At 44.6% G+C, this 14,018-nt stretch carries 12 protein-coding genes; 3 read left to right on the top strand and 9 right to left on the bottom strand.

Annotation, left to right across the window (positions count from 1 at the left end):
• Window positions 1-33: 33 nt before the first annotated feature.
• Together R7M92_RS11120 and chrA are read right to left on the bottom strand one after the other, a co-directional pair.
• On the bottom strand, window positions 34-1,149 hold the full coding sequence (locus R7M92_RS11120; RefSeq protein ID WP_318133385.1) for a phosphatase PAP2 family protein: 1,116 nt from the start codon (window positions 1,147-1,149) through the stop codon (window positions 34-36).
• A 113-nt stretch (window positions 1,150-1,262) separates the two neighbouring features.
• On the bottom strand, window positions 1,263-2,402 hold the full coding sequence (gene chrA / locus R7M92_RS11115) for a chromate efflux transporter (protein ID WP_318133383.1): 1,140 nt from the start codon (window positions 2,400-2,402) through the stop codon (window positions 1,263-1,265).
• A gap of 112 nt (window positions 2,403-2,514) precedes the next feature.
• On the opposite strand from chrA, the gene R7M92_RS11110 reads away from it, so the two are divergent.
• Window positions 2,515-3,432 (top strand): LysR family transcriptional regulator, encoded by a 918-nt coding sequence (locus R7M92_RS11110; protein WP_395230267.1) that lies wholly within the window; start codon window positions 2,515-2,517, stop codon window positions 3,430-3,432.
• 169 nt (window positions 3,433-3,601) lie between these two features.
• Here the strand turns inward: R7M92_RS11110 and ebgR are convergent, their stop codons facing one another.
• Window positions 3,602-4,588, bottom strand: coding sequence for a transcriptional regulator EbgR (ebgR, locus tag R7M92_RS11105; RefSeq protein ID WP_005380173.1), 987 nt, complete (start codon window positions 4,586-4,588; stop codon window positions 3,602-3,604).
• Between the two features lie 427 nt (window positions 4,589-5,015).
• Here ebgR and R7M92_RS11100 point away from each other — a divergent pair, with 427 nt between their 5' ends.
• Window positions 5,016-5,603 (top strand): outer membrane beta-barrel protein, encoded by a 588-nt coding sequence (locus tag R7M92_RS11100; RefSeq protein ID WP_005380175.1) that lies wholly within the window; start codon window positions 5,016-5,018, stop codon window positions 5,601-5,603.
• 38 nt (window positions 5,604-5,641) lie between these two features.
• On the opposite strand, the gene R7M92_RS11095 is transcribed toward R7M92_RS11100, so the two are convergent.
• Window positions 5,642-6,193 carry a gamma-glutamylcyclotransferase family protein gene (locus tag R7M92_RS11095; protein ID WP_042521366.1) on the bottom strand — a complete coding sequence of 184 codons (552 nt, stop codon included), beginning with the start codon at window positions 6,191-6,193 and terminating at the stop codon, window positions 5,642-5,644.
• Window positions 6,194-6,375: 182 nt separating this feature from the next.
• Between R7M92_RS11095 and R7M92_RS11090 the strand changes: the two genes are divergently transcribed.
• Window positions 6,376-7,560, top strand: coding sequence for an NnrS family protein (locus R7M92_RS11090; RefSeq protein WP_318133381.1), 1,185 nt, complete (start codon window positions 6,376-6,378; stop codon window positions 7,558-7,560).
• Window positions 7,561-7,633: 73 nt separating this feature from the next.
• Here the strand turns inward: R7M92_RS11090 and R7M92_RS11085 are convergent, their stop codons facing one another.
• The 5 genes from R7M92_RS11085 to R7M92_RS11065 all read right to left on the bottom strand — a co-directional run bounded on the left by R7M92_RS11085 (window position 7,634) and on the right by R7M92_RS11065 (window position 13,943).
• A complete protein-coding gene (locus tag R7M92_RS11085) occupies window positions 7,634-8,587 on the bottom strand; it encodes a CorA family divalent cation transporter (protein WP_005380188.1) in 954 nt (317 codons plus the stop codon).
• 237 nt (window positions 8,588-8,824) lie between these two features.
• Complete coding sequence (glpD, locus tag R7M92_RS11080) at window positions 8,825-10,384, bottom strand: glycerol-3-phosphate dehydrogenase (protein WP_017636005.1); 1,560 nt, start codon at window positions 10,382-10,384, stop codon at window positions 8,825-8,827.
• Window positions 10,385-10,560: 176 nt separating this feature from the next.
• Window positions 10,561-11,352 (bottom strand): DeoR/GlpR family transcriptional regulator, encoded by a 792-nt coding sequence (locus tag R7M92_RS11075; RefSeq protein WP_136976866.1) that lies wholly within the window; start codon window positions 11,350-11,352, stop codon window positions 10,561-10,563.
• A gap of 159 nt (window positions 11,353-11,511) precedes the next feature.
• A complete protein-coding gene (glpK, locus tag R7M92_RS11070; RefSeq protein WP_005380193.1) occupies window positions 11,512-13,029 on the bottom strand; it encodes a glycerol kinase GlpK in 1,518 nt (505 codons plus the stop codon).
• 59 nt (window positions 13,030-13,088) lie between these two features.
• Entirely contained in the window at window positions 13,089-13,943 is an 855-nt protein-coding gene (locus R7M92_RS11065) for an MIP/aquaporin family protein (RefSeq protein WP_005380195.1), read from the bottom strand.
• Window positions 13,944-14,018: the final 75 nt, after the last annotated feature.

Raw genomic sequence — 14,018 nt, 5'->3', positions numbered from 1 at the left:
AGTCCGTTGCAAAGGTGTTTGTTCAATTAGCCGTCATTCGCTTCTTTCAGGGTAAGAAGCATAGCGCCGTAAAGCCCAACCAACTATCTTCCATAACATCACCGTCAAGAGTGTTGCGAGGTAGCCATCAATCGCATAATGCCAAGCTAAATGTACCGAACCGATTTGAATGATGACTGCGAAAGCGTAAGCAAAGTAGCCGATGGTTTTGTTGAGTCTATAAATTGATAGCGCCATCAAAACAGCAATGGAAACGTGCAAACTCGGCATTGCCGAAATGCCAGAGCCAATACCATTGGCATTCGCGATGTACTCATCCCAAAGATATTGCTGTGTAGGCAATGCCCACAATTGCCCAGCGTCCACATTGGTAAGATATTGGCTTTGGACTTCGAGCGTTTTCATCAGAGGAACAAACTGTTCATCTCCAGTGATAAGCTCTACATAACATGGGCCTGCTGAAGAAAGCAACGTGGCGAAGAAGACACCAAGAATCATCCAAGACAGTGCGAACGTGAGTAAAAACTGTTGCCTTACCAACGGGTATTTTTTGTAGATAAGGAAAAAGATGAGTATGCCCCACATACAAAAAAACCATGCGTTGTAGGCTACATTTAGCCCTAATGAGGCCCAAGCATTGGAGAATAATGCATGGGTCAATTCCCAAGGTGCAACGCCGAAGTGCAACAGCGTATCAATATTCGCAAAGGTTAGATCCCATTTAAAAGGATTGATGATTGGAATAAGCGATTTCAAAAACGTGTGGTTAGAGAAAATCAGGTTAAGTGCCATCATCGAAACAAACACTGATACAGGGCGGTGGAGTGGAAAAATAAGATGCTTCAGTTTTCGTATGAAGCGCTTTGCTGGCTGTTTTTCTTTGCGCAGTATGAGATAGAAATAATAATAGATACACCAGCTTAAACCTGTGACATACAAAGCTTGCATGAGCGTTTCAAGGTAAGTGGTAAAAGAGTAATCAATAGGGAAATCGAGATATAAAGAACAAAGATAAATGACAGCAGTCGAGATAAAGCAATAGGTGTAGAAAACCCTATCGTTCAATAACTCATTCTTTACTGATGTGAGTAAAGCCGATGCTTTTTGCTGCCAGCTAAGGTTGAGCTCGTAATTGTTGTCTTGTTCCATTGATGATCCGTCATCTCTATCCTTCCAATATCATTAAGCTTAGTTGAGAAAACGGGCACTCGTATTTGAGTACCCGTGGTTTATCTGGATTCAATAGTTGGCGTATCAGCAGGCTACATCATGCCCGTGACAAGGCCTGCCGCCACAAAAAACACGATCATCCACAGAACCGAAAGGTTGAGCTTTTTGTGTAGATAGAAACCCGCAATCACTAACGCCATGTCGATGGGAGCAACAACTGCGCTGCTAAATACTGGCTGGTAAAGTGCCGCGAGTAGTAACCCTACTACCGAGGCATTTACACCGTTGATGGCGCCGGAGACCAGCGGTTTGCCTGCCAGTGCTTGCCAGTTTTTAAGAACGCCAAGCAGTAAAAGAAACCCTGGGAGGAATACGCCAAGCGTTGCGATCAGAGCGCCTAAAATTGGCGTATCCGAAAGCTCGTAACCGATAAAAGTCGCAAAGGTGAACATTGGCCCCGGTACAGCTTGTGCAGCGGCGTAGCCTGTTAAAAATGCATCTTGGCTGAGCTGGTCGCCAACAATGTTTTGCAGAAGCGGCAGAACCACATGACCGCCACCAAACACTAAGCTACCAGCTTGGAAAAAATCACTAAACAGCCCAAGCAAAGGTAACGTATGAGCCACTAATGGTAAGCCGAGTAAAAGCACCGCAAATAGAGCCAATGGCACGATAGATGGTTTAAACGGCTCTGCTGATGGCGCGGAGTCTTTCTTCAGATATCGCATACCAACAAAACCTGCTGCGAGCAACACGAACATTTGCGTCATGATGCTTGGTGCCACCAGCAACGCAATCGCAGTCGCGACGCACAAACCCGCGGTCAGTTTACTTTGGCAGAAGTTTTTGTACATGCCCCAAGTCGCATCCGCCACGACGACGACTGCTAGCAGTTTTAGGCCGTGAACGATGTTTTGGAACATTGCGGTGTCGGTGATTTGGCTACTCACCATCGCCAGCGCCAACATGATGATCACCGAAGGAAGCGTGAATCCGACAAATGCTGCGCATGCGCCACTTAAACCGCCGCGTTTATAGCCTAAAGCAAAGCCAACTTGGCTTGAGCCCGGTCCCGGCAAAAACTGACTGAGTGCGACAATTTGCGCGTACTCGCTGTCATCAAGCCATTTCAGTTTCTCAACAAAGGTTTGGCGAAAATAACCAATATGAGCCGCCGGGCCGCCGAAGCTGAACCAACCCAGCCAGAAAAAAGTTTTGAATATGGTGAACATGTCGAGCCTGTTTATCTAAAAAGCATTGTTGCTAATTTATCGAATGCTCTAAAATGACTCAAATTGATGATTTTAATTTCATCTATGAATGAAATGGGATAAGGATATTGGAGTGAAAGAGGACATTCAATGGCGCAACATTGACTTGAACTTATTGGTGACGTTTTCCTACCTGTATCGCCATCGAAGCGTTAGCGTCGCGGCAGAGAAAAGTTACGTTAGCCAGTCGGCGATGAGTCATAGTTTGTCTCGTTTAAGGTTGTTGTTTGACGACCCGCTTTTTGAGCGAAAAGGGCACAAGATGGAGCCCACCGAGCACGCTCACCACATCGCGCCAACTGTGCATCACTTGTTGGATTCTATCGCCAAAGACTTGCTCACTAAGTCTGCCTTCCAACCTGAAAATTACGCGGGTGTATGTCGCATCGGGTTAACGGATTATGCCGAGTTTATCTTTGCTCCTCGGCTTTATGACGAAATACGCCAGCGCGCCCCAGAGGCGCAGATCAGTTTTATTAACGTCAATCGTAGCAACTACGTGGCACTAACTGAGCATGAAAAGCTCGATGTCATTATTGGCAGCATGCCGGTGTTGGATGACAACTTTGAGAGCTTGTACTTGTACACCGAAAAACACGTGTGCATGTGTGATAAACAGGTGTTGAAAGGGGAAACACAGCTGTCTCTGGAAGCGTTCGCGAACATCGAGCAAGCTCTGGTAAGTCCCGATGGGAGCTTAAAGACACAAGTAGACCAAAAGCTCGCAGAACATGGCTTGAGCCGCAAAGTCACCGTGGCGTCGCGCAACTTTCTCACTATTCGGCATCTATTGAAAAAGCGCGATCTCATTGCCATCGTGCCAGAAAAAATGGCGTTGGCGGAGGGCTTTTCGGACGATCTCGTTACCGTTAAGCCGCCGATCGCCGTTGCGGATTTTGATATTGCTATACTGTGGCATTCCAGCCGAAACAATGAAGACAAAGGCATTTGGCTACGCGAGTTGGTTTCTTCGACCATCACCTCTAAATGATAAACATTTGGGGCACTCATGGTGCTTAGAGTTATTTGTTGTTGAACTTCTTACAACCCGCTGAGTTATCGGCGTTATACCGAAACAGTACTGATTGAGCAAAATGAATGTCTTTGGTTGGGGGGGATGTTCCAGATTTAATTCATAAAAGAGATTAATGGAAAAGGTATCATTGAGTTGTACCACGTAGTTTAAGCTCTGTTTGCACGTATACATGAAGAGGTTGTAAGCGTCCATCTCGGTATTTTTCCACCAGTAAGTTCACTCCCTGAGTTCCCATCAACTCAGAGTGAATACGAATTGTAGACAACGGCGGAAAGGTAAAGCGAGCAGTAGGAATATCATTCATACTAATCAACGTAATATCCTCTGGTATCTTTAAGCCAAATTCATGGATTGCACGTACTATGCCAATCGCGATGGAGTCTGAATCAATGAATACTGCTTTCGGGAAGTCACCTTTGGCTAGCATCTCTTTCGCTAAGTTATAACCGGACAAACTAGAGCAGGCACAATAGTGTATATCTTGTTCTGCGACCACGCCTTTTAGATAGCCATAGTCCAAAAACACATTTTCACGAGTGTCAGCTGCGTCGGGCTTGTTTTGACCGCCAATATAACCGATGCGGCGGTAGCCTCGTTGTACAAAGAAATCAACTACTTGCCTACTGATTCGAATAAGGTCGACATCAACGCAATCATAAGGGCAGGTTGGATCTGAAAAGTTTATGTAGCAGATGCTATCGGCTAGACGTTTAGGTAATTTATCTACTACCTTTTGGTCGACATTTCCGACTAAAAGGACACCTGTTATCTTTTTCGTTTCAACATCAATTTCACTGTTATAGCAATTGGTTAGCGTAATACCTAATTTGTCGCATTGCGTTTCAATCCCATGACGAATTGATAAGTAGTAAGGGTCATTCACCTCTGTTTCTTGTTTGTAGTTATATAAGGCTAAAAAGTGATGTTTTTGCTTAACTTCTTTGATGCCTTTCTTCGAGCTACTGGTGCGGTACTCCAGTTTTTCTGCAATTTCCAAAATGCGGTATTTGGTTTCTTCTTTAACGCTCAACGTTGGGTCGTTGTTCAAAACCCGCGATACGGTTGCAAGTGAGACGCCCGCTTCAATGGCGATATCTTTTAGCTTTGCCATGTAAATTTCCCGTCGGCACTGCTCACTGCCCAAGTGTGAGCTCAATAATCTGACTATTTTAAACAGCTACTTAGAGATGCACAAACCTTTAGTAAGACAGTCCTAAACACTTTAAATCAGCATATCAAGCCAACTTGTTTTCATGAAATACACTCTATTGAGTAATAAATAAAGCCGTAAACGTAAGGATTATATTGCTGTAAAAATACTGAAAAACGCGACTGGTTTGGAAACTTGCTACTTGTGGTAACTCTAGTACTTAATAGGACTCGAGCTGTTTAGAGTTTAATCAAGCAAACGTTTTATTGTTCATGTTTATGTTTTGTGTCTCATTTTATAAACAAATCAATAGGAAAGTATTCAACTCTATTTATAATCTCCGCGCTTTTAAAAGCTGTCTAACAGTATGAAAAATTAGGAAATTATAATGAAAAAAGTATTGCCATTATTGGCTTTAGGTGCAGTGGTTGCTTCAGCATCAGTTCAAGCAAAAGGTAACTGGTATGTTGGTGCTGATTTGGTAAATTCAGATCTTAAAGTTAAAAGCTTGTCAAAAGATTTTTCTGCGACAGGTCTTAGCTTTGCTGTAGGTAAAGAGCTTCAATATTCAGAAAACTTCAAACTAGCTTTTGAAGGTGAGTACATATACTTTGGCGACTTTGAAGAAACATTTTCTTACATGGGGTGGCCGGTTAAATTTAGTGTTGATGCTTCTGCGTTCAATTTCAATGCGAAGCCTAAATACCAATTTGCAGGTACAGGCTTCTATGTTGGTGCGATTGCTGGCCTTGGTGTAATGAGTGTTTCTTATGAAGTGAAATCATCTAGCACTGTTACCGATGATGGTCGTGATGTAGGCTTTAACTACGGTGTTGAGGCTGGTTATGAGTTCGCTTCAGGTTTGGTTGTATCTGGTGGCTACCGTGCTTCTTCGGTAAGTATTGATGCCGAAAACGGTGGCAGCGAAGATTTTGATTTTGACAGCCTGTACGTTGGTGTTGATTACAAGTTTTAAGCTCGCGTAAGCAAAACATAGATACTAAAAAGGAGCCGTTAGGCTCCTTTTTTGATCAGATTATCAATCAACTCATAATGGTGATCTTGTACGCCTGCAAGGTTGCCATATTTGGGTTGATGGCGGTCATTTTCTTTCGCGTGTTGCCAGCCAATGGTGTGACGCACAAAATGCTCTGCAAACGCGTGGGAAACTTCCAAGCAACCTGCCAGCACGGTATCAACATAACTTTGCATGATTGGGCTCTTTGCGCATGGTGGTAGTGGCTCGTCTTTTACGTAAACCCAAATGTCATGTTCTTGGTTAAAACTCGCATCTGTTTCGATTTGATCTGGCTGAAGTTGAATACGATGATAACCTCGCTCACGGCGGTCGAATTCTGCGAGCGCTTCTTTATTCACTTCGAGTAAAACGCCATTAACCTGTCCATCGCCTTGGTTCACCACTAATGGAGAGAGGCTGTAGCTGTCGTCAATCTTCCCCCAGTAGCGAACCAACCCATGTGCTATGACGGGAATGGCTTCTCCCGTTTGTCCGGTTAATTTACGTGACGCAGAATTAATCAAACTGCCATAGCCAAATATGTACATTGTCGTTGCATCCCTTAACTGATAGTTGTGCCTCTCATGTTTATACCTAACCCGCATCTGAAGCACAACTTTACCTCTTAAGTATAATCTTAATTATAAACATGTATTTTTTATGCATGTTTATGGTAGCATCAATATGTAGTTGAGTTAACCAGCATCGAGAGACGCTTGAGGGCAAGATAATGCTGAATATCACCGATAAAAAAGTAGAAGAAAAAATCCCCGCATGGCTGCGATTAGGCTTTCGGCCGTTTTTTCTGTTTGGGTCGATTTACGCCATTGTTGCGATTGCGTTGTGGGTGTGGATGTTCCAAGGCGGACAGCCAAACGCATTAGCCGTGCCTGCATTGTGGTGGCACGTACATGAAATGTTGTTCGGTTTTTCGATGGCCATTGTAGTTGGCTTTGTACTGACCGCGGTACAAAACTGGACTGGCATTAATGGTACCAAGCATTACATGCTTCTGGCTTTATTTGGCTTGTGGTTAGTGCCCCGCATATTGCTTTGGACACAAGCACCGTTATGGTTAACCAGCAGTATCGAAGCGGTATTTTTACTGTTTGTCGCCTATGAGGTGGGCATTCGTGTGTATCGAGCCAAAGGTTGGCGTAATTTGTTTTTCGTTCCACTGTTTCTTTTAGCCATCTTTGCGAACTTTGCAAGCTACGCAACGATAAAAGGTATGCCGCCCTTTAGCTCTTCAGCGGTGTGGCAAGCAATGCTGTGGTGGTTTACCTTGCTGTTGTCAGTGATGGGCGGACGTGTAATTCCATTTTTTACTGCGCGTCGATTTAATTTCGAAAAAGCGCAACCATTGGCTTGGTTAGAGTGGTTCGCGAACTTGCCATTGGTAATGCTATTTGTGCTGAGCTTTTTCCCTGTGACGTTTGCAGAACTAGGTAGTCCTTTGATGCTATTTGCAGGTGTTGCTCAGTTGGTGCGTTTTGTTCGCTGGAAACCTTGGTTAACCCTGAACGAGCCTTTAGTATGGTCGCTGCATGCTGCGTATTTGTGTTTACCACTAAGCTTAATTTTGCGAGGCGTCTGGGGAGATGCATTTGCCAGCCATAACCTCATTCACCTGTTTGCGATAGGTGCGTTAGGCGGTTTGATTTTAGCGATGATTACACGGGTGACGATGGGACATACTGGTCGCATGATCTACAAAGGGCCAAACATGAGCCTTGCGTTTGCAGCGATTACCGCGGCAGCTTTGGTTCGCAGTTTCGCCGTGATCTTTGATCCAGCGAACATGATACTGTGGATTGATATCAGCGGTGGATTATGGATTGTTGCGTTTGGGCTATTTGTGTGGCGCTTTGGTGTGATGCTTGTGACCCATCGTGTGGATGGTCACCCCGGATAAGATTCTAATGTGAGTAGAGAAAAGAGGAGCCGCGTGCTCCTCTTTTGGTTTTTGTTCTTTATAGGTTTAGTGTTTATTCGTCTTCGTCGTCCGCTTTATTCGTGAGCCCCAAGCGTTTAAATAGCCACCACTCTAGACCAAAAATGACAATTAAGGCGATGCAGAACCAGGTGAATGCCATGGTGGAATCCACGCCTGGCATTCCACCAACATTGATACCGAGTAAACCTGTTAAGAAGCTGGTTGGTAGAAAAATCGTTGCTACCAAAGTAAACAGGTAACTGTTTTTATTGGTTTTCTCATCACGATGATGTTTGATCTCTTCTTGGAAAAGCGCCACTTCTCCAAGATAAAACTCAAGTGTTTCATTTATGCGCGTAATATTATTGTGTGCGAAGCGATATTGATGAGGTCTCAAAGCAATCAATTCTGATTCTGACTCCACAAGATCACGGATAGCGTACTGCTGAGGGCGAATAAAACGCTTGATAGAAATCAGTGCTTTTTGAGTCGCCATATGTTTGTACGTCGACTCATCATTCACGTCGAACTGGTTTAGTGTTTCTTCAATCGTATCAAGGTAAATGTCTATTTTACTGTTTAATCCTTCAATGATCTGATGAAGTAAACTGGCAAGACTTTTTGGGCCTTTGTGTTCCGCTAATGCTTGGCGAATCTCCATGATCGCGCGTGATGGAATTTTACGAGTTGAAATGAGTGCGCCTTGAAAGTAGAGAATTCGAATACTAAGCATATCTTCTGGTGATGCATTGCCGTTCATATTGACGCCTCGTAAAATCAACATGAAGTTCTCGTCATCCAAAGGATGGAAAGATGGTCGGCTTTCGTCGGCTAATAGATGATCAACCGTAGCTCGAGGTACTTGGTTCTGCTCCAGCCAACCACGAATATCAGGATGCAGCCGTTCGCAATGGTACCAATGCTTAGCTTGAATTTGCTCTGCCGTGGTGGATTGTTGAGTTGCTTCTGGGGTTGAGAAGTCCCAATGTTCAATCATAAAACCCATTTTCTTTTCCTTGTTTGAGCCGATACCAAAATAACCTCAAGATACTTCTTTCGCGAGAATTGCATTGCCATACAGAGGCAATACTCTGAGTACGGTACTCTGAAGTCATTGATGCATTATTTTTCAAATGAGTATGATTGTATTTAACGCCAAATGTCTATGAATAGTTGTTCTTAAACAACAAAACAAAAAGCCTGCAACTAAGCAGGCTTTATTGTGGGGGAGGGAGGGGAGCTGTTAGCCAACTTGAGAAAGATTAACCACTTTCTGTTGTAGCTTTTTCTTTAAATAGTCCGTTAAGGCCTGTTTTTCTTCCTCGTTCATGTAAAGACCAAGCTTAGTACGGCGCCATAAAATGTCTTCATCGGTCATTGCCATTTCATGGTTCATTAAGTAATCGATCTCACGTTGGTAAACACCACCTGCTTGTGCCGAGAACGTTTGTCCTAAGTCAGCTTCACTTGTTGTGCCTTCCATTAAGTTCCAGGTTTGGGTACCAAACTGTGTGACATAACGAAGAATCAATGCTTCTGGCGCCCAAGTGTATTTAGCGTGAATTTGTTTAGCTAATTGTTCACGACTACAGCTGAAGTTACCACCAGGAAGGGTTTGGTTGGCCGTCCAGTCTTTACCCATTTCAGGTAGGAACGGAGCAAGTTTCTTCATTGCTGCTTCACCTAACTTACGGTAGGTCGTTAACTTACCACCAAAAACAGAAAGCAGAGGTGCATGGTCGTATTCCGCATCGAGCTCTAGCGTGTAGTCTCGTGTGATTGCTTGCGGAGAGTCAGATTCATCGTCACATAAAGGACGAACACCGCTGTATGTCCAAACTACATCTTCGCGAGTCAACTGGTGGACAAAGTGTTGGTTTACGATATCAATGAGGTAATCGACTTCGTCATCTGAGATCGACACTTCACGTGGGTCACCTTTGTATTCCACATCTGTTGTACCAATGATTGAGAACTTATCTAAGTAAGGAATCATAAATACGATGCGATTGTCTTTGTTTTGAAGAATGTAGGCTTGCGGTTCGTTGTGGATACGAGGAACAACGATGTGCGAGCCTTTGATTAAGCGAATGTTACGAGGAGAGGCTTGCTCTAATCCATCATCAAAGAACTGTTTTACCCAAGGCCCCGCAGCATTGACTAACGCTTTCGCTTTACGTTCGAAACGTTGGTCTGTCATCACATCGTGAATAGTAACATGCCAGATACCACCTTCACGGTGTGCTTTTTCCACGCGGCAGTAGTTACGCACTTCAGCATGGTTTTCGCGAGCCGCAAGAACGTTCAGTAATACTAAACGTGCATCATCAACCCAACAGTCAGAGTATTCGAAACCCGTTTTCATTTCTGGTTTTAGCAAGCCAGATTTCGCAAGGTTGACGGTTTTACTGCCTTGCAGCGTCGTACGTTTACCCAAGTTATCGTAAAGGAAAAGGCCACAACGAATCATCCAAGCTGGGCGTAGGAATGGGCGATGCGGTAAACGGAAACGCATTGGTAGTGCGACGTGTGGTGCTTTACGAAGAATAACCTCACGCTCTGCGAGCGCTTCCGAAACTAAACGAAACTCGTAGTGTTCAAGGTAGCGTAAACCGCCGTGTATCAGTTTAGAACTTGCTGAAGAAGTCGCAGATGCGAAGTCATTTGCTTCATATAAGCCAACACTCAAACCTCGGCCTGCTGCGTCTGCCGCAATACCAGCTCCGTTAATGCCGCCACCGATTACGATCAAGTCTAAGGTAGTGGATGAGCTAGTAGTGGAAGCATTATTTTGTATACTCATAAATTTGACCTCTTGGTGAGCGAACGAGCATTTTAGAACATGATGTAATCCTAGCTCAGGTTTCGTTTGTGATCATCTATTATTTTCGTTTGTGAGCGTTTTGTGTGATTTAGACACAAAAAAACCTCTGTCTAATTAAGACAGAGGTCATTTGAGGGGGAATTATACGATTGACGTTACTCGTTTTCGGAGTTTGATTCGTTAGCTTCAACCACTTCAAGTGGGATAGAAGCTTCCTTCAAAATTGACAAGATTTCTTCTGGTGGCAGCTTATTGGTAAAGATCATGTTGAGCTGTGCAATATTGCCTAGTTTCACCATAGCATTGCGCCCGAACTTGGTGTGGTCTACGGCAAGAAATACACTACGGCTATTGTCAATGATCGCTTGTTTTACCCGGACTTCGTGGTAATCAAAGTCTAATAGTGAGCCATCGAAGTCGATACCGCTAATGCCGAGAATACCAAAGTCGAGACGGAACTGTTTAACGAAATCGAGGGTAGCCTCGCCAACAATACCACCGTCTCTGCTGCGGACTTCTCCACCCGCTAAAATGACTTTGATTTCAGGGTTAGGGAAAAGAATGGTCGCAACATTGATGTTGTTGGTGACAACACGCAACTGTTTATGATTTTTATTGAGCGCTCGCGCAACTGCTTCTGGTGTAGTGCCAATATCGATGAATAGTGTGGCACCATCTGGAATGTGTTTGACTACCTCGTCTGCAATGACATCTTTTTCATTGAAGTTGAGCGCTTTACGCGTGTTGTAAGATGTGTTTTCAGAACTGAGAGGAATAGTGGCTCCACCGTGATAACGACGAATTTTGTTGTCATCGGCGAGTTCATTGAGATCGCGTCGGATGGTTTGTGGGCTGACATTGAATCTTTCTACCAACTCATCCGTGCTGACATAGCCTTGTTTTTTCACCAGCTCAACAATCTGCTGGTGTCGAGGTATTTGCTTCACTTACCACTCCCTTGTGCATTGGTAACGGCCAATGCTTCAAATTCGAAGCTCTATTGTGCTCGAATTTGCTCGTTGTGAGAAGTAAGCGAGTTCAGGAATCGGGGATAAAGCGCAAAAAGAGCGCACAAATGGCGCTCTTTTTTTCTTATGGAGATGAGATTAATCTTCTTCGTCGTGAAGTTCAGACCAGGTTTGTGCACATTTCACTGCACGTTTCCAGCCCTTGTAACGACGATTGCGTTTTTCTTCATCATCGTGTGGCTCAAAGGTGCGATCAAGTACCGCTTTATTCTGCAACTCATCAATGCTATCCCAGTAACCAACTGCAAGGCCGGCAAGGTAGGCTGCACCAAGAGCGGTAACCTCAGTTACTTGAGGGCGGTGTACTTCTGTGTTCAATACATCGGATTGGAATTGCATTAGGAAGTTGTTCGCTACTGCACCACCATCGACTCGAAGGTTCGCAAGCTTAATGCCTGAGTCAGCTTGCATCGCATCCAGTACGTCACGAGTTTGATAAGCGATGCCTTCCAATGTTGCACGGATGATATGGTTTGAATTCACACCGCGAGTAAGGCCGACAATCGTGCCACGTGCGTAGGCATCCCAGTATGGTGCGCCTAAACCAGTAAATGCAGGCACGACATAAACGCCGTTTGATGTATCCACTTTTGTCGCGAAGTATTCAGAGTCTTCTGCACCGTTTAGGATTTTCAATTCATCGCGTAGCCATTGGATAGAAGCTCCACCCATGAATACGGCACCTTCAAGTGCATAAGCTGGTTCGCCTGCAGGACCACAAGCCAAAGTTGTTAGAAGACCATGTGTCGAAGTGACTTTTTCTTGGCCCGTATTCATTAGCAAGAAACAACCCGTACCGTAAGTGTTTTTCGCTTGACCCGCTTCAACACACATTTGGCCGTAAAGCGCCGCTTGTTGGTCACCTGCGATTCCAGAAATAGGAATACGAGTACCGCCTTTACCACCGATGTTGGTTTTACCGTAAATTTCCGATGAGCGCTTCACTTCTGGCATCATAGATGCTGGGATGCCAAGCTCATCTAACATTTTTTGATCCCAACATAGATCGTTGATGTTAAACAGCATGGTACGCGATGCGTTAGTGTAGTCGGTTACGTGAACGCGACCTTGAGTCATCTTCCAAACTAACCAAGTATCGACAGTACCAAACAACAGCTTACCTGCTTCTGCGTCTTCTCGTGCGCCTTCAACATTGTCCAGAATCCATTTAACTTTGGTACCGGAGAAGTAAGGGTCAAGCACCAAACCAGTGTTGTCACGTACATAGTTTTCGAGACCGCGTGCTTTTAAATCTTCACAGATATCAGCAGTACGGCGACATTGCCATACAATCGCATTGTAAACGGGTTTACCTGTTTCTTTGTTCCAGACGATGGTCGTTTCACGCTGGTTAGTAATACCGATAGCCGCTAATTGGTCGCTACGGATGCCAGACTTAGCTAGAGCTTCTACTAAGGTAGAGCTTTGTGTTGCCCAGATCTCCATTGGATCATGTTCAACCCAACCAGCTTCTGGATAAATCTGAGTAAATTCGCGTTGCGCGACGCTTACGATGTTCGCATCATGATCAAGAATCACTGCGCGAGAGCTTGTTGTACCTTGGTCTAGGGCAACAATGTATTTTTGCTCAGTCATGGTAAGAATCCTTTTGTTTCGTTATTTATATTTTAGTAAATGTTCGAGTTACGTCAGTTTTAAGCTCTAGCTTCTTCTGTTTCTTCTTCCGTCTCACATTGGTTTGGAATCGTGCAACCGTGACCTTGTTGTGGAAGGTAAGCGGCAATCGCTTTTGGATACAACCAACCACCAAAACACGCACCTGCAATCGGAGCAAGTAAAGGCACGATAAAGTAAGGAATGTCTTTAGCACCTGTCAGAGCGTAATCCCAACCAGCGAAGTAAGCGAACAGCTTTGGTCCAAAGTCACGAGCAGGGTTCATCGCAAAGCCTGTTAGTGGGCCAAGTGAACCACCGATGACGGCAATCAAAATACCGATCAATAGAGGGTTCATTGCGCCACGTGCCGCGCCGTTATTTTCATCGCCCAGAGCCAGAATCGCAAACATCAGCACAGCAGTGATAACGAATTCCACAGCAAAAGCACCAAAGAAAGAGAGGGAGGCATGCGGATAGGTTGAGAAGATACCAGCAGTTGCTAGTGCATCTTGGCTGCTGCGAACGAAGTTATGAGCGATTTCGTAGTCGGTGAAAAGGTTGCTGTATAAGCTGTATACCAATGCAGCAGAACAGAATGCCCCAAGCATTTGAGCGATAATGTATGGCACCACTTTCGCCTTATCAAAACCATGGAACATAGCAAGTGCGATGGTAACGGCAGGGTTGATGTGTGCACCAGAGACGCCAGCCGTACAGTAAATAGCGATGGCGACACCGAAGCCCCATACAATACTGATTTCCCATTGTCCAAATGATGCGCCTGTTAGAACTAAGGCTGCAACACAGCCTACGCCGAAGAAAATAAGTAGTCCTGTACCGATAAACTCGGCCAAACATTCTCCAAGCAGAGAGGGGTGTTTGTTCGTTGTCATGTTAAAAGTCCTTTGATCATTTTTGCCTGTCTAGCACGATACTATTGTGCATATATAAACGTTTGCGAAAACAAA

Origin of the sequence: Vibrio sp. Vb2880 (assembly GCF_033337975.1) — a bacterium.
Lineage (GTDB): Bacteria > Pseudomonadota > Gammaproteobacteria > Enterobacterales > Vibrionaceae > Vibrio > Vibrio alginolyticus.
The sequence above is the reverse complement of the archived record's forward strand: the minus strand, read 5'-3'. Positions and strand labels throughout refer to the sequence as shown.

Bases quoted from the DNA above. Each gene is read 5' to 3' on its own strand.
- R7M92_RS11120 (WP_318133385.1), bottom strand. From the start codon at position 1,149: ATGGAACAAGACAACAATTACGAGCTCAACCTTAGCTGGCAGCAAAAA.
- chrA (WP_318133383.1), bottom strand. From the start codon at position 2,402: ATGTTCACCATATTCAAAACTTTTTTCTGGCTGGGTTGGTTCAGCTTC.
- ebgR (WP_005380173.1), bottom strand. From the start codon at position 4,588: ATGGCAAAGCTAAAAGATATCGCCATTGAAGCGGGCGTCTCACTTGCA.
- R7M92_RS11100 (WP_005380175.1), top strand. From the start codon at position 5,016: ATGAAAAAAGTATTGCCATTATTGGCTTTAGGTGCAGTGGTTGCTTCA.
- R7M92_RS11095 (WP_042521366.1), bottom strand. From the start codon at position 6,193: ATGTACATATTTGGCTATGGCAGTTTGATTAATTCTGCGTCACGTAAA.
- R7M92_RS11090 (WP_318133381.1), top strand. From the start codon at position 6,376: ATGCTGAATATCACCGATAAAAAAGTAGAAGAAAAAATCCCCGCATGG.
- R7M92_RS11085 (WP_005380188.1), bottom strand. From the start codon at position 8,587: ATGGGTTTTATGATTGAACATTGGGACTTCTCAACCCCAGAAGCAACT.
- glpD (WP_017636005.1), bottom strand. From the start codon at position 10,384: ATGAGTATACAAAATAATGCTTCCACTACTAGCTCATCCACTACCTTA.
- glpK (WP_005380193.1), bottom strand. From the start codon at position 13,029: ATGACTGAGCAAAAATACATTGTTGCCCTAGACCAAGGTACAACAAGC.
- R7M92_RS11065 (WP_005380195.1), bottom strand. From the start codon at position 13,943: ATGACAACGAACAAACACCCCTCTCTGCTTGGAGAATGTTTGGCCGAG.